Origin of the sequence: Burkholderia sp. ABCPW 11 (assembly GCF_001523445.1) — a bacterium.
Lineage (GTDB): Bacteria > Pseudomonadota > Gammaproteobacteria > Burkholderiales > Burkholderiaceae > Burkholderia.
Genome location: NZ_LOVM01000093.1, coordinates 195,562 through 215,143, shown reverse-complemented (window position 1 = coordinate 215,143; position 19,582 = coordinate 195,562). Strand labels below are relative to the sequence as shown.

The 19,582-nt window shown below is 68.7% G+C and carries 20 protein-coding genes and 1 pseudogene; 12 read left to right on the top strand and 9 right to left on the bottom strand.

Going from position 1 to position 19,582, the window contains the following annotated elements:
* Positions 1–80: 80 nt before the first annotated feature.
* The 3 genes from tadA to WS61_RS29975 form a co-directional block, all read right to left on the bottom strand.
* On the bottom strand, positions 81–674 hold the full coding sequence (tadA, locus tag WS61_RS29985) for a tRNA adenosine(34) deaminase TadA (protein WP_059505944.1): 594 nt from the start codon (positions 672–674) through the stop codon (positions 81–83).
* Positions 671–1,072 carry a DnaJ family domain-containing protein gene (locus tag WS61_RS29980; RefSeq protein ID WP_027784729.1) on the bottom strand — a complete coding sequence of 134 codons (402 nt, stop codon included), beginning with the start codon at positions 1,070–1,072 and terminating at the stop codon, positions 671–673. Before WS61_RS29980 ends, tadA begins: the two co-directional genes overlap by 4 nt.
* 291 nt (positions 1,073–1,363) lie before the next feature.
* The gene (locus WS61_RS29975) at positions 1,364–2,587 is read right to left on the bottom strand and encodes an MFS transporter (protein WP_059505943.1); all 1,224 of its coding nucleotides are present in this window, start codon (positions 2,585–2,587) and stop codon (positions 1,364–1,366) included.
* A gap of 314 nt (positions 2,588–2,901) precedes the next feature.
* Here WS61_RS29975 and WS61_RS29970 point away from each other — a divergent pair, with 314 nt between their 5' ends.
* The 8 genes and pseudogenes from WS61_RS29970 to WS61_RS29935 all read left to right on the top strand — a co-directional run bounded on the left by WS61_RS29970 (position 2,902) and on the right by WS61_RS29935 (position 9,127).
* Complete coding sequence (locus tag WS61_RS29970) at positions 2,902–3,672, top strand: GntR family transcriptional regulator (RefSeq protein WP_059505940.1); 771 nt, start codon at positions 2,902–2,904, stop codon at positions 3,670–3,672.
* Positions 3,669–5,409, top strand: a pseudogene (locus WS61_RS29965) (fumarate reductase/succinate dehydrogenase flavoprotein subunit). Before WS61_RS29970 ends, WS61_RS29965 begins: the two are co-directional and overlap by 4 nt.
* Before the next feature lie 11 nt (positions 5,410–5,420).
* Entirely contained in the window at positions 5,421–5,666 is a 246-nt protein-coding gene (locus WS61_RS29960; protein ID WP_059505938.1) for a ferredoxin family protein, read from the top strand.
* Between the two features lie 132 nt (positions 5,667–5,798).
* Positions 5,799–6,794 (top strand): HEAT repeat domain-containing protein, encoded by a 996-nt coding sequence (locus WS61_RS29955; RefSeq protein ID WP_059505936.1) that lies wholly within the window; start codon positions 5,799–5,801, stop codon positions 6,792–6,794.
* Positions 6,791–7,069: a gamma-butyrobetaine hydroxylase-like domain-containing protein gene (locus WS61_RS29950; protein WP_059505934.1), complete on the top strand. Its 279-nt coding sequence runs from the start codon at positions 6,791–6,793 to the stop codon at positions 7,067–7,069. Before WS61_RS29955 ends, WS61_RS29950 begins: the two co-directional genes overlap by 4 nt.
* 106 nt (positions 7,070–7,175) lie before the next feature.
* Positions 7,176–8,060 (top strand): NAD(P)-dependent oxidoreductase, encoded by an 885-nt coding sequence (locus tag WS61_RS29945; RefSeq protein ID WP_059505932.1) that lies wholly within the window; start codon positions 7,176–7,178, stop codon positions 8,058–8,060.
* 43 nt (positions 8,061–8,103) lie between these two features.
* Positions 8,104–8,583 carry an NUDIX hydrolase gene (locus WS61_RS29940; protein WP_095211861.1) on the top strand — a complete coding sequence of 160 codons (480 nt, stop codon included), beginning with the start codon at positions 8,104–8,106 and terminating at the stop codon, positions 8,581–8,583.
* Between the two features lie 94 nt (positions 8,584–8,677).
* Positions 8,678–9,127 (top strand): acetyltransferase, encoded by a 450-nt coding sequence (locus tag WS61_RS29935; protein WP_059505930.1) that lies wholly within the window; start codon positions 8,678–8,680, stop codon positions 9,125–9,127.
* Between the two features lie 84 nt (positions 9,128–9,211).
* Here WS61_RS29935 and WS61_RS29930 read toward each other — a convergent pair whose 3' ends face one another.
* Positions 9,212–9,832: a 2'-5' RNA ligase family protein gene (locus tag WS61_RS29930; RefSeq protein WP_059505928.1), complete on the bottom strand. Its 621-nt coding sequence runs from the start codon at positions 9,830–9,832 to the stop codon at positions 9,212–9,214.
* 117 nt (positions 9,833–9,949) lie between these two features.
* Between WS61_RS29930 and WS61_RS29925 the strand changes: the two genes are divergently transcribed.
* The gene (locus tag WS61_RS29925) at positions 9,950–10,567 is read left to right on the top strand and encodes a PolC-type DNA polymerase III (RefSeq protein ID WP_059505926.1); all 618 of its coding nucleotides are present in this window, start codon (positions 9,950–9,952) and stop codon (positions 10,565–10,567) included.
* Positions 10,568–10,771: 204 nt separating this feature from the next.
* Here the strand turns inward: WS61_RS29925 and guaA are convergent, their stop codons facing one another.
* The 5 genes from guaA to WS61_RS29900 form a co-directional block, all read right to left on the bottom strand.
* The gene (gene guaA, locus WS61_RS29920) at positions 10,772–12,391 is read right to left on the bottom strand and encodes a glutamine-hydrolyzing GMP synthase (RefSeq protein ID WP_059505925.1); all 1,620 of its coding nucleotides are present in this window, start codon (positions 12,389–12,391) and stop codon (positions 10,772–10,774) included.
* Between the two features lie 107 nt (positions 12,392–12,498).
* On the bottom strand, positions 12,499–13,098 hold the full coding sequence (locus WS61_RS29915; protein WP_059505924.1) for a hypothetical protein: 600 nt from the start codon (positions 13,096–13,098) through the stop codon (positions 12,499–12,501).
* Positions 13,099–13,104: 6 nt separating this feature from the next.
* Positions 13,105–14,565 carry an IMP dehydrogenase gene (gene guaB, locus WS61_RS29910; RefSeq protein ID WP_034207642.1) on the bottom strand — a complete coding sequence of 487 codons (1,461 nt, stop codon included), beginning with the start codon at positions 14,563–14,565 and terminating at the stop codon, positions 13,105–13,107.
* A 279-nt stretch (positions 14,566–14,844) separates the two neighbouring features.
* Positions 14,845–15,645, bottom strand: a complete 801-nt coding sequence (locus WS61_RS29905) for a DUF2182 domain-containing protein (protein ID WP_059505923.1) — start codon at positions 15,643–15,645, stop codon at positions 14,845–14,847.
* A 27-nt stretch (positions 15,646–15,672) separates the two neighbouring features.
* Positions 15,673–16,437, bottom strand: coding sequence for a DUF899 domain-containing protein (locus WS61_RS29900; protein ID WP_059505922.1), 765 nt, complete (start codon positions 16,435–16,437; stop codon positions 15,673–15,675).
* A gap of 114 nt (positions 16,438–16,551) precedes the next feature.
* Here WS61_RS29900 and WS61_RS29895 point away from each other — a divergent pair, with 114 nt between their 5' ends.
* The 3 genes from WS61_RS29895 to WS61_RS29885 all read left to right on the top strand — a co-directional run bounded on the left by WS61_RS29895 (position 16,552) and on the right by WS61_RS29885 (position 19,573).
* Entirely contained in the window at positions 16,552–17,772 is a 1,221-nt protein-coding gene (locus WS61_RS29895; RefSeq protein ID WP_059505921.1) for a hypothetical protein, read from the top strand.
* Between the two features lie 31 nt (positions 17,773–17,803).
* Complete coding sequence (locus WS61_RS29890; RefSeq protein WP_059506101.1) at positions 17,804–18,490, top strand: PQQ-binding-like beta-propeller repeat protein; 687 nt, start codon at positions 17,804–17,806, stop codon at positions 18,488–18,490.
* Between the two features lie 117 nt (positions 18,491–18,607).
* Positions 18,608–19,573: a DMT family transporter gene (locus WS61_RS29885; RefSeq protein WP_059505920.1), complete on the top strand. Its 966-nt coding sequence runs from the start codon at positions 18,608–18,610 to the stop codon at positions 19,571–19,573.
* Positions 19,574–19,582 lie beyond the last annotated feature (9 nt).

The following is a 19,582-nucleotide window of genomic DNA, read 5'->3' as shown; positions in this document are numbered from 1 at the left end:
CAAACCTGCTTAGAGGGTCCGAACCGTGTCCGGTTCACGAAAACCGTGCACGCCCGTAACGACGGGCGCGACAGCGGCGCCTATGACGCGCCTGATTCGGCGTCGCGGGCGAGCCGCGCTTCGCGCAGCGCGCGACGGCGCTCGGCGAAGAACGACTTCAGCGCGGCGCCGCACTCGTCGGCGAGCACGCCGCCGATCACTTCGGTGTGGTGGTTGAGCTGCGGATTCGCGAATGCGTCGATCACGCTGCCGCACGCGCCCGTCTTCGGATCGGCCGCGCCATAGACGACCCGCGCGATGCGCGCATGCATGATCGCGCCTGCGCACATCAGGCACGGCTCGAGCGTCACGTACAGCTCGCAGCCGGGCATCCGGTAATTGCGCAGTTGCTGCGCGGCCATGCGCAGCGCGGCCATTTCGGCATGCGCGGACGGATCGTGCCCGCCGATCGGATGGTTGAAGCCGCGTGCGATCACTTCGTCGCCGCGCACGAGCACCGCGCCGACCGGCACTTCGCCGGCCGCGCGCGCCTCTTCGGCGGCGGCCTGCGCCAGACGCATGAAATGCAGGTCGCGCGCCGATACGGGCACGGCTTCGTGAACGGGAGAATCGGCGGCGGGGTCAGCGGCCGCGGGTGCCGCGTGGGCTGCGTCGTGCAGCGCGTCGGACGTCACATCGTCCCCGCTTCGGCGGGCGCGTCGTCGAGCCCGCGCTCGCACAGGCGTTCCGCGATGCGCCGGCAGTAGTCGCGCGGCATCACCATCGGGCCGCCGCGCAGCGATTCGAGCGCCATGTCGAGCGCGAGGATCTTCGCCTGCAGCCGGCAGCGCGCGGCGCGGTCGCTGACCGCCTGCACTTCGTCGTGCAGGTTGCGCAGCGCGCGCAGTTGCTCGACAGCCGGCGGCACGAAGCCCGCGTTCTTCAGGATACGGTTGGCCACCCGCACCTCCTCGGGCACGAGGAGGTCGTCATCCAGCGCCTGCGGCGCGCCGGTACCCGGCAAATCGTCGAACTCGCCCCGCGCGGCGGCGGCGGCAATACGTTGTTCGACCAGGGCGTCAAGCAATCTCATCAGTCAATCGGAACAATGCGGCAGGCCGAATTCTAGCAGGGTGACGCCGGTATGACAGGCCCTTCGAATATATGCTCGATATCGCGTTTTTAGGGGCCGAATCGCAGCGCATGCGCGCCGATCGCCGTCACTTGCCGCTGTGCTGCGCCGCAGCAGGCCGAGCGCCGTCCCGACGCTTCCGGACGGGGGCGATGGCCTACCCCATTTTTTTATCCACGACGATCCCGCAGGCCCCCGCCGACCCGACGAAAATGCCAGCCTCCTGCCTGCCTCCCCGCCTTCGCCGCCCGATTACGCAGCTACCGTTTCCGGCCGCGCTTTCGCGAACGGGCGGAACATCGTCGCGATCAGGAACGCGCCGACCCCGATCGCGAACGATCCGAGGTACAGCCAGCCGTAGCTGCCGAGCGCGTCGACGATCAGCCCGCCCGCGACCGGGCCCGCGGCCATCCCGAGGCTGCCGGCCATCGCGCAGCCGCCGATCACGGTGCCCATCATCCGCAGCGGGAAATTCTCGCGCGCGAGCACCGAATAGAGCGGCATCACGCCCGCATAGACGAAACCGAACAGCGTCGCGACCGCGTAGAAGCCGTCGAGCGAGCGCACGAAGTAATAGCCGAGCGCGCCGAACGCCTGCGCGAGCAATCCCGCCACCAGCATGCGCTTCGCGCCGAGGCGATCGCCGAGTATCCCGAACGCGATCCGGCCGCCCATGCCCGCGAGCCCTTCCACGCTGTAGATCGACACCGCGACGATCAGCGGAATCCCGCAGGTCACCGCGTAGCTGACCGTGTGGAAGATCGGGCCCGAATGCGTCGCGCAGCAGAAGAAATTGGTCAGCAGCAATACCGCGAACTGCGGCGAGCGCAGCGCATCCGCGACCGACATCGCGGCGGGCGCGCCGGCGGACGCTGGCGCGGGCGCCGCGTGCGCGGCTGCAGCGGCGAGCGCCGGCGCCCGGCGCACCAGCAGCGACACCGGAATCATCACGACGGCCGCCAGCGCGGCAATCAGCAGCATCGACGTGCGCCAGTCGCGCACCGACACGAGCCATGCGGCCAGCGGCGCCATCGTCATCGGCGCCATGCCCATGCCGGCCGACACGAGCGATACCGCGAGGCTGCGGTGCGTGTCGAACCAGCCGGTCACGCACGCCATCATCGGCGCGAATATCGCGGCCGTCGCGCTGCCGACGGCCAGGCCGAAGGTCAGCTGGAACACGAGCAGCGACGGCGCGCGGCTCGCCAGCGCCAGGCTCGCCGACAGCAGCACGGCGCCCGCGACGACGACCGGCCGCGTGCCGACCCGGTCCGACAGGCTGCCCCACGCCATGCTCGCAAACGCCATCGCGATGAAGCCGAGCGTCATCGCGGCGGAAATGCCGGTCATCGACCAACCCGTATCGCGCGCGATGGACCGCAGGAATACCGGTAACGAAAACATCGCGCCGATCGCGACGCAGCCCATCAGGCCGCCCGCGGCGACGATCACCCAGCGGTATCGGGAATCCGGCATGTGACGTGTCATGTTGCATCTCCTCGTTCGTTGCGCCATTCGCGGCAACCCGGTGCCGGCCGCAGGGCGCGGCGCACTGCCCGGTCGATATCGATACGACGGGCGACGCATCGGGAAATCGACATGCGGCGCATGGGCCGCGGAATTTTTATTGTCGGCAATTCCGCGCGGCTCGCAAGGGTCGGATCATCCGGTCGCCCCGCCGCCTGCCGCCCCGCTTTTCCGCAACGGGAAATTCGAAAGCAGAAATGGTTGGTTGGGGCGCGCACGTGCGCTGGCTACACTCGTCCCATCTTGTCATAACAAGTTGACCGATGACTCCATCCAACGTCGTGCCGCTGTCCGCGGCCCCGCTCTACGTGCAGATCAAGGACGCGTTGCGCGCGCGCATTCTCGACGGCACCTATGCGCCGCACAGCCGGATGCCGTCCGAGCACGAACTCTGCGCGATGTTCGACGTCAGCCGCATTACGGTGCGCCAGGCGCTCGGCGACCTGCAGAAGGAGGGCCTGCTGTTCAAGCTGCACGGCAAGGGCACGTTCGTGTCGAAGCCGAAGGCCTTCCAGAACGTGACGTCGCTGCAGGGGTTCGCCGAGGCGATGTCGTCGATGGGCTACGAAATCGTCAATCAGTTGCGTAGCCTGCGCACCGTGAAGGCCGATCTCCATCTCGCGACGAAGCTGAACGTGCCCGAAGGCGCGCCGCTCGTCGAGATCCATCGCGTGCGGCTGCTGAACCGCGAACCCGTGTCGCTCGAACAGACCTGGGTGCCCGAAGCGCTCGGCAAGCGCCTCGCCGGCGCCGATCTCGCGACCCGCGACATCTTCCTGATCCTGGAGAACGACTGCGGCATTGCGCTCGGCCATGCCGACGTGTCGATCGACGCGATCCTCGCCGACGACGAAATCGTCGACGCGCTGCACGTCGAGGAAAGCAGCCCCGTGCTGCGTATCGAGCGTCTCACGCACGATGCATCCGGTGCGCCGATCGACTACGAAACCCTCTACTTCCGCGGCGACGCCTTCCAGTACCGGCTGCGCATCGATCGGCAGAAGGCGCGCAAACCTGCAAGGAACCCGCGATGAACACCCATGTGCACGAATACGACATCGTCGTGGTCGGCGGCGGCACGGCCGGCCCGATGGCGGCCATCAAGGCGAAGGAGCGCGATCCGTCCCTGCGCGTGCTGCTGCTCGAGAAGGCCAACGTGAAACGCAGCGGCGCGATCTCGATGGGCATGGACGGCCTGAACAACGCGGTGATCCCCGGTCATGCGACGCCCGAGCAGTACACGCGCGAGATCACGATCGCCAACGACGGGATCGTCGACCAGGAAGCCGTGTACGCGTACGCGACGCACAGCTTCGCGACGATCGAGCAGCTCGATCGCTGGGGCGTGAAGTTCGAGAAGGACGGCACCGGCGACTACGCGGTGAAGAAGGTCCATCACATGGGCTCGTACGTGTTGCCGATGCCGGAGGGTCACGACATCAAGAAGGTGCTGTACCGGCAACTGAAGCGTGCGCGCATCGCGATCACGAACCGGATCGTCGCGACGCGCGTGCTGACCGACGCGCAGGGCCGCGCGAGCGGCGTGCTCGGCTTCGACTGCCGCACCGCCGAATTCCACGTGATCCGCGCGAAGGCCGTGATCCTCTGCTGCGGTGCGGCCGGCCGCCTCGGTCTGCCGGCATCGGGCTACCTGATGGGCACGTACGAGAACCCGACCAACGCGGGCGACGGCTACGCGATGGCCTATCACGCGGGCGCGGCGCTCGCGAATCTCGAATGCTTCCAGATCAATCCGTTGATCAAGGATTACAACGGCCCGGCGTGCGCGTACGTGACCGGCCCGCTCGGCGGCTTCACCGCGAACGGCAAGGGCGAACGCTTCATCGAATGCGACTACTGGAGCGGCCAGATGATGTGGGAGTTCTACCAGGAACTGCAGAGCGGCAACGGCCCCGTGTTCCTGAAGCTCGACCATCTCGCGGAAGAAACGATCCGGACCATCGAGCAGATCCTGTCATACGAACGAACGGCCGAGCCGCGGCCGTTTCCATGCGGGGCGCGGCACCGACTACCGCAGCCAGATGGTCGAGATGCACATCTCGGAGATCGGCTTCTGCAGCGGCCACAGCGCATCGGGCGTGTATGTGAATGCGCGCGCGGAGACGACCGTGCCGGGGCTGTACGCGGCCGGCGACATGGCGGCCGTTCCGCACAACTACATGCTCGGCGCCTTCACGTACGGTTGGTTCGCCGGGCAGAACGCGGCCGACTACGCGGCCGGCCGCGAACACGCGCCGGTGGACGACCAACAGGTCGACGCCGAGCGCTCGCGCGTGCTCGCGCCGTTGCTGCGCGAGCGCGGCCTGGCGCCGGCGCAGGTCGAGTACAAGCTGCGCCGCATGGTGAACGACTACCTGCAACCGCCGAAGGTGACGCGCAAGATGGAAATCGGGCTGCAACGTTTTGACGCAATTACTGAGGATATCGAAGAAATCAAGGCCGATAATCCGCACGAACTGATGCGCGCAGCCGAAGTGCGCGCGATCCGCGATTGCGCGGAAATGGCCGCACGCGCGTCGTTGTTCCGCACCGAGAGCCGCTGGGGGTTGTACCACCATCGCATCGATTTCCCGCACCGCAACGACGCCGAATGGTTCTGCCACACGTGGCTGCGCAAGGATGCCGCGGGCGCGATGCGCAGCGAGAAGCGGCCGGTCGAACCATACGTCGTGCCGCTTGCCGACGACGAACGCGGCGCCTACGCGCAGTTGCGCATCCGCGAACCGGCCGCGCTCGCGGCCGCCCTTTGAGGAACCTCGCCATGCCCCATACCCCGCACGACATCTTCCAGCGCAGCAGCGCGCCCGTGACGATCGACGAGACGCTGTGCATCGCCGACAAAGGCTGCACCGTCTGCGTCGACGTGTGCCCGCTCGACCTGCTCGCGATCGACGTCGGCAAGGGCAAGGCGTACATGCAGTTCGACGAATGCTGGTACTGCATGCCGTGCGAACGCGACTGCCCGACCGGCGCGGTCAAGGTCGACATCCCTTACCTGCTGCGCTGACACGACGCGCGACCCGCATCGACGACAGTACGACCGAGCCCGCGTGCGTCGACATCGAGCGCCGCTGTCTCGCGCTGTTGCGCAACGCGCCTGAGCATGCGTGCCTGCCCATTCACCGCACCGACTTTTTCCATGACCGCCTCTTCCTCCGCTTTCCCGCCGCCCGGCGTGCCGGCCGCCGATCATGCCGCGCTCGTCGCGCGCCTCGCCGCAGCCGATGCCTCGGTGCGCCGCATCGCACTGCTCGAACTCGCCGATCTCGAGGCGCCCGAACTCGTGCCGGCGTTCGTCGCGGCGCTGCGCGACGACCCGTCGGCCGACGTGCGCAGCGAGGCCGCACGCGTGCTCGACGCGTGGGAGCAGCCCGATGTCGTCGACGCGCTGTGCCATGCGCTGCTCGATCCGGACGACGGCGTGCGCGCAACGGCCGCGCACAGCCTGTCCGAACTGAAGGACGCGGCGTCGGGCGCCGTGCTGTGCCGTTGGGCCGACCGGCCCGAACCGTTCGTGCGCACCGCCGTGCTGCGCGGCTTGCGCGAATTGCGCGACCCCGACGCGTTCGTGCCCGCGCTGCGCGCGCTCGACGCGAGCACCGCCGCCGTACGCACGGAGGCGGTCGTCGTGCTCGGCTGGCTCAAGGACGGCCGCGCGCTGCCGCTGCTCGCCCGAGTCGCGACCGCGGACGCCGATGCCGACGTGCGGCGCGCCGCGGTCGGCGCGATCGGGTTTGCAGCGGCCGGCGATACCGCCGTCGTCACCGCGCTGCTCGCGGCGCTGCGCGACGTCGAATGGCAGGTGCGCGAGGAAGCGGCTGCCACGCTCGGCAAGCTGCGCGTCGCCGTTGCGCGCGACCCGCTCGTCGCCGCGCTCGACGACGACTACTGGCAAGTGCGCGTGCGCGCCGTCCGCGCGCTCGGCCAATTGCGCGATGCGGCCGCGGCATCGGCCGTCGTCGCGCTGCTCGCGCATGCGATCAGCAACCTGCGCAAGGAAGCCGCGCTCGCGCTCGGCGAATTGCGTGACCGGGCGACGCTGCCCGCGCTGCACGACGCGCTCGACGATCGCGACCCCGAAGTCCGCAAGGCCGTGCGGATCGCGATCGGACAGATCGACGAGGCGTCGCGATGATTACGCCGATCGGAATCGCACTCGATCACCCGGCACGCGCACTGACGCTGTCCTGGCCTGACGGCTCGGCGCAACGCATCGACTATGCGCGGTTGCGCAGCGATTGCCCGTGCGCGGAATGCCGCAAGATCCGGCTCGACGGCGGCCGCATCGATGCGCGGCCGGGCCTGACGCTGGACGGCGTGGAACCGCTCGGCTACGGCGTACGCTTCCTGTTCGGCGACGGCCATGCACGCGGCATTTATCCGTGGCCGTACCTAGCGGAGATCGCGTAGCGGCGACGACGCGGCTGCCGCGCTCGAGCGGACTGGATGGCAGGCATGCGAAAACGCTGCGATACTGACGCCCACGATCGTCGCCACCTACCGTGGGAGCAGCACCATGCAAACCCCTATCGGATTCATCGGCCTCGGCGTGATGGGCACGCCGATGGCGCTCAATCTCGCGCGCGCCGGCACGCCGCTCGTCGTGTGGAGCCGTTCGCACGGCAACGACGATGCGCTGCGCGACGCCGGCGCGCGCGTGGCCGAGGACATCGACGACGTATTCGTGTCCTGCCGCACCGTGATCCTGATGCTCGCGAACGACGCGGCGATCGATGCCGTCCTCGCGCGCGGCACGCCCGGTTTTGCCGCGCGGGCCGGCGGGCACACGATCGTCAACATGGGTACGAATGCGCCCGAATACTCGCGTGCGCTCGCCGACGACATCGCCGCCGCGTCGGGCCGCTACGTCGAGGCGCCGGTATCGGGCTCGCGCAAGCCGGCCGAAGCCGGCCAGCTCGTCGCGATGCTGGCCGGCGCACCCGACGACGTCGAAGCCGTCCGCGCGCTCGTGAAGCCGCTGTGCCGCGACAGCTTCGTGTGCGGCGACGTGCCAGCGGCGCTGACGATGAAGCTCGCCGTCAACCTGTTCCTGATCACGATGGTCACCGGTCTCGCCGAAGCCACGCATTTCGCGCAGCGTCACGGTATCGACCTCGCGCGCTTCGCCGACGTGCTGAACGCCGGTCCGATGGCGAGCGACGTGTCGCGCGTGAAACTCGGCAAGCTCGTCGCGGAAGATTTCTCGGTGCAGGCCGCGATCACCGACGTGCTGAAGAACGCGCGCCTCGTCGCCGAATCCGCGCGGGGCATCGGCATCGCGTCGCCGCTGCTCGACATCTGCCATGCGCTTTACGGCGAAACCGAGCAGGCCGGACATGGCGCGGCCGACATGGTCGCCGTGATCCGCGCGATCGAACGGCGTACCGGGAACGCACGATGAGCCGCGTGCACGCTCACGCGTTCGTTCGAACCAACGGATACGCATGACCCTGTCCGCAACCGGCCACGCTGCTTCCTTGCGCCCCGTTCCCGCCGTGATCGGCATCGTGCTGCGCGAACGCGACGTGCTGCTCGTGCGCCGCGCGAATCCGCCCGATGCGGGCTGCTGGGGCTTCCCCGGCGGCAAGATCGAGCCGGGGGAGCCACTCGTGGATGCGGTCGTGCGCGAGATCGCGGAAGAGACCACGGTCGACGTGGCAGCGCTCGACGCCTTTACCGCGCTGGACGCATTCGATTACGATGCGCACGGCGCCGTGCGCCAGCATTTCATCCTGGTCGCGGTGCTGTGCAGATGGCTGCGCGGCACGCCGGCCGCCGGCGACGATGCGCTCGACGCGCGCTGGTTCGGGATCGACGAACTCGAGCGCGACGATTTGCCGATGAGCGCGGGCGTGCGCGACGTCGCGCGACGAGCAATCGAGCGGGCGGCGGTGCTGGGCAATGCGCGTCCGCCATCCGCCTGACGCTTCGCTGCCGCTTGCGCATCAACGCGATGCGTTCGGTCCGTCACGGCGCCGACAATCTGTCGAGCGCCGCCGAATCACAACCTATCAAACCATGATCAGAATTCGACCATCCACCGAGGCCGATAGCACACGCGTGCTGGATATCTGGCGCAACGCCGTCGACGCCACCCATCACTTCCTGAGCGACGACGATCGTCGTGCCATCGAATCCGAAGTCGTCGCGTTTTTGCCGCGCGCGCCACTCGACCTGGCCGTCGACGAGAACGATCGCCCGATCGGCTTCATGTTGCTCGACGGCGGTCACATGGAGGCGCTGTTCGTCGATCCTGAACACCATGGCACGGGAGTCGGGCGGCGGCTGGTCGAAGAAGCACTCAAGCGCCATCCCGACTTGTCCACTGACGTCAACGAACAGAACGAAGCGGCGGCGGGGTTTTATGAGCGGCTCGGATTCGAGCGCTGCGGGAGGTCGGCGGTGGATGGACAGGGGCGGCCTTATCCGCTGATTCATCTTCGTTATCGCGGGAGTGGTCGGGACTGAGCCGGAGTCCGGGCAGGAACGGGACACGGCACCGGCCCGGGCCGGACGCGCTGAAACGACACCGCCCTTGCGGTATCGCGATTATCACGAGGAGTTGCCGGTCGCCAGCGGCCAGCGCCCCAACACGTCGTAGTGCGACTTGCCGAGCCAGCTATCGATCAGGACGAAGTCGAACACGGTCCAGGTAATCGGCTCGATCCGATACTCATCGGGCCTGCGTGCGCCATACATCAGCGTCACGTGCGGCGTGAAACCCGAAGGAAAAACAGGCACACCGGCCGGTTTCAGCGCCTCTCGCAACTGCCGTCGAAAGTCGATCAAGTCGTCCAGACCGGCCCGCCCCATCAGCACCAGCGGTTGATGACCGGGACGCCCGTTGAAGCTGACGATCTTGTCGAACGTCACGGAGAAAGACGGCACGTCCATGCGGTCCGCCACCGCACGTGCCCGTACAAGGGTAGCGCCCGGCACGTAAGCGAAGTCGCCGAGCGAGCCCAGCGTGATGTGCAGACGCTCGGTACCCACCAGGCTGTCCTTCTTTAGCCGCATGCTTTCGGCAAGGCTGGCAATGCGCACCGCCGCGGCCGGATCCGGCATCACGGCGAAAAAGAAGCGGTGCACGGGAACCGGCGGCGGCGCATCGAATCCGGGTAGCGTCAGTTGAGTCACGGCAGCATATCCGACAGGCCTGGAGCGAGATTTCATTATCGTCAATCGGAGGCCGGCCCGCTTGCTGGTCGATGAATCCGCCGTTCGCGAGCACGGAGATGCTACCCTCTCGGCCACACTCGAGACCCTCTGATGAAGCATCCGAACTCAACCATGCAAACCGTCGCGGTACTGGACTTCGAAACAACCGGGCTGTCGCCGAATCTGGGCGACCGGGCGACCGAAATTGCCGTCATCCTGCTGCGCGACGGGCAAGTCGTCGACCGTTTCCAGAGTTTGATGAATGCAGGCAGACGCATCCCGTCCGACGTCGTTGCGCTCACCGGCATCACCAACGACATGATCGCGGCGGCGCCACCGGCGTCCGAGGTCATGAGAGAAGCGGCGGCGTTCGTCGGCAGGCACGCGGTCGTGGCCCACAACGCCGGTTTCGACAAACGCTTCTGGCAGTCGGAACTCGGGCTGCTCGGCATGTCGGCCGACCATGCGTTTGCATGCACGATGCTGGTGGCGAGACGGATCTACCCGGACGCCCGGAGTCACCGCCTGTCGAGCCTCGCCGAGATGTTGCGGTTGCCGCAATCGGGCCGTGCGCACCGCGCGATGGTCGATGCCGAGATGGCTGGGCATCTGTGGTGCCGGTTGCAGCAGGATATTTCGCGGACTTACGGGCTGGATCGGATCGATCACGCACTGATGTCGCGGGTTCAGGCGACGACCAAGGCGAAGGTGCCGATGTATTTGCGGTCGCTGGTGCGTACGCAGGCGTGACCCATCCGATACCGGAACGGAAAACATCACACGCGCCGACCGACTTCACGCGTTAACGCAAAACGGCCTGGCAATTGATTGCCAGGCCGCTGCGTGAGCCGGCGACAGCCAGCCAACCGAACCGGCGACCCGCTTGCGAACTATTGCGACATCAGCCGATGCGCAACGACGCAGGGGAATCGAACGCCGATCCGGCCGAAATGTTTACTCCCACTCGATCGTCGCCGGCGGCTTCCCCGAGATGTCGTACACGACCCGATTGATCCCGCGCACTTCGTTGATGATCCGGTTCGACGCGCGGCCGAGCAGTGCATACGGCAGGTGCGCCCAGTGTGCGGTCATGAAGTCGGTGGTCTGCACCGCGCGCAGCGACGTCACATAATCGTACGTCCGCCCATCGCCCATCACGCCAACCGACTTCACCGGCAGGAACACCGCGAACGCCTGGCTCGTCAGGTCGTACCAGGTCTTGCCGACGTCGGCCTCGCCGCACAGGCCGGCTGCCGCGTCCTGCGCGGTGGCCGTCGTGCCGCGCAATTCCTCGATGAAGATCGCGTCCGCACGGCGCAGCAGGTCCGCGTACTCGCGCTTCACTTCGCCGAGAATCCGCACGCCGAGGCCCGGGCCCGGGAACGGATGGCGGTACACCATCTCCGGCGGCAGGCCGAGCGCGACGCCCAGCTCGCGCACTTCGTCCTTGAACAGGTCGCGCAGCGGCTCGAGCAGCTTCAGGCCGAGCGTCTCCGGCAGGCCGCCGACGTTGTGGTGGCTCTTGATCGTCGTCGCCTTCTTCGTCTTCGTGCCGCCCGATTCGACCACGTCCGGGTAGATCGTGCCCTGCGCGAGCCACTTCGCCTTCGACAGCTTCTTCGCCTCGGCCTGGAACACCTCGACGAACTCGCGGCCGATGATCTTGCGCTTCGCTTCCGGATCGGTCACGCCGGCCAGGTGGCCGAGGAACTGGTCGGACGCATCGACGTGCACGACCTTCGCATGCAGGCGGCCCTCGAACATGTCGAGCACCATCTTGCCTTCGTTCAGGCGCAGCAGGCCGTGGTCGACGAACACGCACGTCAATTGATCGCCGATCGCACGATGGATCAGCGCGGCCGCGACGCTCGAATCGACGCCGCCCGACAGGCCGAGAATCACTTCCTCGTCGCCGACCTGCTCGCGGATCTTCGCGACGGCTTCCTCGATGTGGTTCTTCATGATCCAGTCGGGCTTCGCGCCGGCGATCTGCAGCACGAAGCGTTCGAGGATCTGGCGGCCCTTCACCGTGTGCGTGACTTCCGGATGGAACTGCACCGCGTAGTAGCCGCGCGCCTCGTCGGCCATGCCGGCGATCGGGCAGCTCGGCGTCGACGCCATCAGCGCGAAGCCCGGCGGCAGCTCGGCAACCTTGTCGCCGTGGCTCATCCAGACCTTCAGCATCCCGTGGCCTTCGGCCGTCGTGAAATCCTCGATACCGTCGAGCAGGCGCGTATGGCCATGCGCACGCATTTCCGCGTAGCCGAATTCGCGATGGTCGCTCCACTCGACCTTGCCGCCGAGCTGCACGGCCATCGTCTGCATCCCGTAGCAGATGCCGAGCACCGGCACGCCGAGCTCCCACACGGCCTGCGGCGCGCGCAGCTGATGGTCTTCGTACGTGCTCGCGTGGCTGCCCGACAGGATCACCGCCTTCGGCGCGAACTCGCGGACGAAGTCGTCGGACACATCGTTCGGATGGATTTCGCAGTAGACGTGCGCTTCACGCACGCGCCGTGCAATCAGTTGGGTGACTTGCGAACCGAAGTCGAGAATCAGGATTTTGTCGTGCATGGCTGCGGACGGGATGAATAGAATAAGAAAAGCAGCGCATCGAGCGCTGCGTCAAAAGCATGGTCGGCGGCGTCGGGCGGCAGGCGGCACGCGCGACGCATCGCCGGTCAATCCTGCGACGGCGGGCGCGCGTCGAACGCGACGCTGCCTGACGCGCGGTCGGACGCGGCCGACGAGGTCGCCGCGGCCGGCGCCGAAGGCGCCACCGGACGGCCGACGACCGGCTCGACCCGCGGCTGCGCTGCGGAGGCCGGCGCCGGTTCGACAGGACGCTGCGCGCTCCGGCCTTCGAGCGCCTGCACTTTCTCGCGCCGGCGCACGGCCGATGCGAGCCGCACGCCGCCGAGGCCGAGCACGATCAGCGCGACCCCGGCCACGGCCGACAGCACCCGGCCGGCGGCCGCCAGTGCGGGCCCGCTGCCGGTGCCGATCGACCACACGACCGTCAGCACGCCGGTCAGCCAGTACACGTGGCCGACCGACCGCGCGACGGGCGCCGTGAGATCGCCGTTGAACGCCGCATGAAACGCGAGCCACGCGAGCCCGAGCAGCGCGATACCGAACGCCTGGCCGAGCATCGCCGGCTGGATGTTAGCCAGTTGCAGCGCGTTGAACAGCGCCTGCCAGGGCGTCAGCACGAACAGCACGCCGAACGCCAGCAGCAGCACGGCATCGACGATCAGCACGGCTCGCAGCAGCGGTTTCATCGGCGATCAGTCCACGTGATAGTTGGGCGCTTCCTTCGTGATCTGCACGTCGTGCACGTGCGACTCGCGCATGCCCGCTGCGGTGATCTGGACGAACTCGGCCTTCTCGTGCAGCTCGTCGATCGTCCTGCAGCCGCAGTAGCCCATGCTGGCGCGCACGCCGCCGACCAGCTGGAACAGGATCGCGTTGACCGAACCCTTGTACGCGACGCGGCCTTCGATGCCTTCGGGCACGAGCTTGTCGATGTTCGCCGAGTTGTCCTGGAAGTAGCGGTCCGCCGCGCCGTCCTTCATCGCGCCGACCGAACCCATGCCGCGATACGACTTGTACTGGCGGCCCTGGTACAGGAACACGTCGCCCGGCGCCTCTTCGGTGCCCGCGAACATGCTGCCCATCATCACCGCGTTCGCGCCGGCCGCGAGGGCCTTCGACACGTCGCCCGAGAAACGCACGCCGCCGTCGGCGATGCACGGCACGCCGGTGCCCTTCAGCGCTTCCGCGACGTTCGCGATCGCGCTGATCTGCGGCACGCCGACACCCGCGACGATCCGCGTGGTGCAGATCGAGCCCGGGCCGATACCGACTTTGACCGCGTCCGCGCCGTATTCGACCAGCGCCTTCGCGGCGGCGGCCGTCGCGATGTTGCCGCCGATCACCTCGACGTGCGGGAAGTTCTGCTTGACCCAGCGAACGCGCTCGAGCACGCCCTTGCTGTGACCGTGCGCGGTATCGACGACGATCACGTCGACGCCGGCCTGCACCAGCAGCTCGACGCGCTCCTCGTTGTCCGGACCGACGCCGACCGCCGCGCCTGCGCGCAGCTTGCCGTGTTCGTCCTTGCACGCGTCAGGGTGCTCGGTCTGCTTCGTGATGTCCTTGACGGTCATCAGGCCGCGCAGCTCGAACGCATCGTTGACGACCAGCACGCGCTCGAGGCGGTGGCTGTGCATCAGCGCCTTCGCTTCGGCGAGCGGCGTGCCTTCCTTGACCGTGACGAGGCGCTCGCGCGGCGTCATGATCGACTTGACCGGCTCGTCGAGGCGCGTTTCGAAACGCAGGTCGCGGTTCGTGACGATGCCGACGAGCTGCGGGCCTTCGACGACCGGGAAGCCCGAAATGCCATGCTGGCGCGACAGCGCGATCACGTCGCGCACCTTCATCTGCGGCGGGACCGTGATCGGGTCGCGGACGACGCCCGACTCGAAACGCTTGACCTTCGCGACTTCACGGGCCTGTTCGGCCGGCGTGAGGTTCTTGTGGACGATACCGACGCCACCCTGCTGCGCCATCGCGATCGCGAGGCGACCTTCGGTGACCGTGTCCATCGCGGCGGACACGAGCGGCATGTTCAGGGAGATGTTGCGGGTCAGCTTGGTCTTGAGGCTGGTGTCGCGCGGGAGAACGTCGGAGAAGGCGGGAACGAGGAGCACGTCATCGAAAGTGAGTGCTTTTTGGATCAGACGCATGGCAAATCCTATGGGCGCAAAAGCGAATTATACGCGAAGCGCTGCGAATTTTCACAACACGAACAACGGCTTAGCCGGTTTCGGCCGTTCGGGGGCCGAATCGTTCGGATCGCCGTTCGGTTCGTTTTCGATCGCTTTTCGTTTCATCGCCGCATCGAGCCATTCGCGCAACCGGCAGTTTGGGCGGCAAGCACCCGTGTCGCGGCGGGGCCACACGGCCGCTTCGGCAGCGGCCGCGCACGGCCCGGCGCCCCGCCGAAGCGGCTGGCCTGCCGCGCGTCACGCCAGCCCGGCCGCGCGGACGATCATCGCCACGCCGCCCGCTACCGTCCCGCAACCGACGATCCGCGCGACGCGGCCGCTGGCCGGCGCAACGCGTTCGGCGGCGATGGCCACCGTCACGGCGGCCATCACGCGCAGATCCATCATGCCGGCCGCCAGTGCGACCGCCATCAGGTTTCCGCAACACGCCCCGCATCGAATGGCTGCGCGCACGCCGGCCCGCCATGCCGCGACGGTCGCCACCTGCGGCCAATGCGCGGGCGCCGCCGCGTGCCGGCAGCATGCCAGCCGGCGCGCCTTCCACCCGGAGAATTGCAACGCGCCCGCGGCCACCACGACGGCGCCGGCCGCAAAGGGCATCGCACGGGCGAGCGCCGGTAGCCGGGCACCGGCCGCCGTCAGTGCGGCGCCGGCCGGAAACACGAGCGCCCCGAGCGCCATCCAGACCGAGAAATATCCCGCCCCCATGACGACGAGCCAGGCCGACCGCGCCGTCCGCGGGCCGATGCGCTGCCAGTCATGCCAGAGCTGCGGCGCGAGCACGGGCAGCATCATCGTCACCGTCATCGCGCCCCACATTCCGACGAACGTCGCGAATGCGCGCCCGGCGCCCCGGCCGCACGGCCGCAGCCAGACGGCCGAGGCCATCCAGCCGCCGGACATCGGTTCGCCGCCCATCGCGGCCATCGACGCGTGCTGCGCCAGCGTCGCCATCGCGGCGAGCACGAACACGGCCACGGCCGCCGCACCGAATGCCCGCGGATCGGCTGCCGCCTCGCCGGTTGTCGGCCGTGTCATCGCGCGCTCCCGCTCGTCACCGGCCGCTCAGCCGCGCGCGTACTCGTCGTGACGGCGCCACCACGGGCCGGCCTCGTTGCGGCCGCGCGGCGCGCGATCGAGCCACTGGTACATCCCCCACAACCCGTCGAGGCCGCGCGCGTAGGTCGAATACGTGTGATAGACGGCGCCGTCCTCGCGCACGAACGCGCTCATCCCCGGCCGGTCGAGCGAATACGTGGCCGCGTCGGTGCCGCACGTGGCCGCGAACTGCACGACGGGCGCCGGCGGCGGATCCATGTCCATCGCGTGAGCGGCCCGCGCATAGTTGTATTCGACGTCGCCCGCGCGCCGCTGCGTTTCGGTGAACGACACGTTGAAGTCGAAGTTGAAATCGCTGCCGACCGACGACGCCCACGGGAACGTCCACCCCATCCGCTGCCGGTACGCGAGCAGTTTCGCGAGCGGCGCGCGCGACACGGCCGCGAGCGTCACGTCGTGATGCGCCAGATGCACGGCGAAGCCGTCGAAGCCGTCGGCGAGCGCCGAGCACGACGGGCAGCCCGCCTTGTAGTCGGGACCGAACATGAAGTGATAGACGAGCAGTTGCGAACGGCCGCCGAACAGGTCGTCGAGCGTCGCCTGCCCTGCTTCGGTATCGAACCGGTAGGTCTTGTCGACGCGCACCCACGGCAGCGCCTGGCGCCGCCGCGCGAGTTCGTCGCTTTGCCGCGTCAGCGCCTTTTCCGCGTCGAGCAGCGCGCGGCGTTCGGCCAGCCATTCGTCGCGTGTTCCGGTGAGATGGGTCGTCATTGCGGGTTCCTCCTTCCGATGGGTATCCGGGCACGGCGTACGGGGCCGTGTGCGTGGTGCTAGATTAGTGCCGGGCATCGGACCGGAGGGAGTGACAAGTGTGTCGGGATTCGAATGGATTCGCTGATCACGGCGGCCGCGCGCGCGCTCGCGGCCGGTGACGCGCTCGGTGCGCTGAACCGCGTCGCGCTGCGCGACGATGCGCCGGCGCTCGCGCTGCGCGGCATCGCGCTCGCGCAGCTCGGCGATTTCGAACGTGCACGGGCGCTCGTGCGCGGCGCCGCACGTGCATTCGGCGCAAAGGAAGCGATCGCCCGGGCGCGCTGCGTCGTCGCGGAAGCCGAGATCGCGCTCGCGTCGCGCGACCTGCACTGGCCGACGCGCGCGCTCGATGCGGCCTGCGCGACGCTCGACGCGCACGGCGACCGCGCGAACGCCGCGCATGCCCGCTATCTCGGCGTGCGCCGGTTGCTGCTGATCGGCCATCTCGACGAGGCCGAGCGGCTGCTCGCGCATCTCGATCCCGCGCCGCTGCCGCCCGCATCGCGCGCCGCCCATGAATTGATCGCGGCCGGCATCGCGATGCGCCGCATTCGCACGCACGCGGCCCGCGCGGCGCTTGCCCGGGCGCGGACGGCCGCCCGCGCCGCCGGCATCGCCGCGCTGACGGCCGAGGTCGACACCGCGGCGCGCGTGCTCGACGCACCGGCCGCGCGGCTCATCGCGCGCGGCACGTCGCGGCTCGTGCCGCTCGACGAAGTCGAGACGCTCTTCGAGTCGAATGCGCTCGTCGTCGACGCGTGCCGCCACACGGTGCGCGATGCGCGCACGACCGTGTCGCTCGCGCGGCGTCCGGTGCTGTTCGTGCTCGCCCGCGCGCTCGGCGAGGCGTGGCCGGCCGACGTGTCGAGAAACGCGCTCGTCGCCGCCGCGTTCCGCGCGAAACAGGCCGACGAATCGCATCGCGCACGGCTGCGTGTCGAGATGGGCCGGCTGCGCGCGGTGCTGCGCCCGCTCGCGAACGTCGTCGCGACGCCGCGCGGCTTCGCGCTCGAACCGCTCGGCGTGCGCGAGACCGTCGTCCTCGCGCGCCCGGTCGACGATCGCCATGCGGCCGTGCTCGCGCTCCTCGCCGACGGCGAAGCATGGTCGAGCTCCGCGCTGGCGCTCGCACTTGGCGCCAGCCAGCGCACCGTGCAGCGCGCGCTCGATGCGCTCGTGGAAACCGGCAAGGTGCAGGCACTCGGCCGCGGACGTGCGCGCCGCTGGCTGACGCCGCCGCTGCCCGGATTCGCGACGACCTTGTTACTCCCGGTTGCGTTGCCGGGCGATTAGGATGGTCTCATCGAACGACGAGGTGACGAACATGAAACGCTCCACTGCAGACATCCTTCGCGAGTACGGCCCGTTTCCGGGCGTCGACGGCGTGCACGGCGTCACGTTCGACGGGCAGCACGTGTGGTATGCGTCCGGCGACAAGCTGAATGCGCTCGACCCCGAGGCCGGCACGACCGTCCGTTCGCTCGACGTCGCCGCGCACGCGGGCACCGCGTTCGACGGCCGCCACCTGTTCCAGATCGTCGAGGACCGCATCGCGAAGATCGACCCCGAATCGGGGCGCGTGCTCGCGACGATTCCGGCGCCCGGCGGCGGCGCCGATTCGGGGCTCGCATGGGCGGAAGGCACGCTGTGGGTCGGCCAGTACCGCGAGCGCAAGATTCATCAGGTGGATCCGCAATCGGGCGCCGTGCTGCGCACGATCGAATCGAACCGCTTCGTCACCGGCGTAACGTGGGTCGACGGCGAGCTGTGGCACGGCACGTGGGAGGCCGACCGGAGCGACCTGCGGCGCATCGATCCGCGCACGGGCCAGGTGCTCGAACAGATCGACATGCCGGCCGGCGTCGGCGTCTCGGGGCTCGAATCCGATGGTCACGACCGCTTCTACTGCGGCGGCGGCAACAGCGGCAAGCTGCGCGCCGTGCGTCGCCCGGCACACACGCGTGCCGCGACCGACGGCACGCAGGCACCGCCCGATCCGGCAGAAGACTGATGCGCCGCCCGTCGACACCGCTCGACGCGCCCCGCCCCGAGTGCAGGAATGAACAAGACGCCGCCGCGACGGCATCGCTAAGATGCGCGCACCTCGGTCATTTGTTCGGAGCGGTCGATGCGGCGCGGCGTGGTGTACGGTGTCCTGGCAGGCGCCCTGTGGGGCATGGTGTTTCTCGTTCCGCGGCTGCTGACCGATTTCTCGCCGCTGCTGCTGAGCGCCGGCCGCTACGCGATGTACGGCCTCGTGTCGCTCGCGGCCGCGTTGCCCGCCACCCGCTCGCTGCTCGCGCGGCTGACCCGCGAGGATCTCGCCGCACTGGTGAAGCTCGCCATCGTCGGCAACGTCGCGTATTACATGCTGCTGTCCGGCGCCGTGCACCTGATCGGCATCGCGCCGAGTTCGCTGATCGTCGGCGTGCTGCCCGTGACCGTCACGCTCGCGGGCCTCGGCGACCATGGCGCCGTGCCGCTGCGGCGGCTCGCCGCCCCGCTCGCGCTGGTGATCGCGGGCATCGTCTGCATCAACGTCGACCTGTTCACGTCCGAAACCGCGCACGCCACGACGCTCGCCCGGAAACTCGCGGGCATCGCGTGTGCGGCGGGCGCGCTCGCGAGCTGGACCTGGTATGCGGTGGCGAATGCACGCTACCTGCAACGTCATCACCGCTTCGGCGGCAACGAATGGTCGGTGCTGTGGGGTGTCGTGACGGGCCTGCTCGGCGGGCTCTGCTGGCTGGCGATCCTCGCGCTGCCGGCCGGCATGGTGCAGGCGACCGTTCCGGCGTCGCGCTGGCAGTTGTTCTGGCTGCTGAACCTCGTGCTCGCGATCGGCGCGTCGTGGCTCGGCAACGGGCTGTGGAATGCCGCGTCGAAGCGGCTGCCGCTCACGCTGTCGGGTCAGCTGATCGTGTTCGAAACCGTGTTCGCGATGCTGTATGCGTTCGTGTACGACCGGCGAATGCCGCACGCGCTCGAGATCGCCGCGCTCGTGCTGCTGCTCGCCGGCGTATACGGCTCGGTACGACGGCACGGCGACACGCCGGGCAGCGCGCCGGCAAACGCAAACGCCGCGGCCCACTGAGCGCCGCGG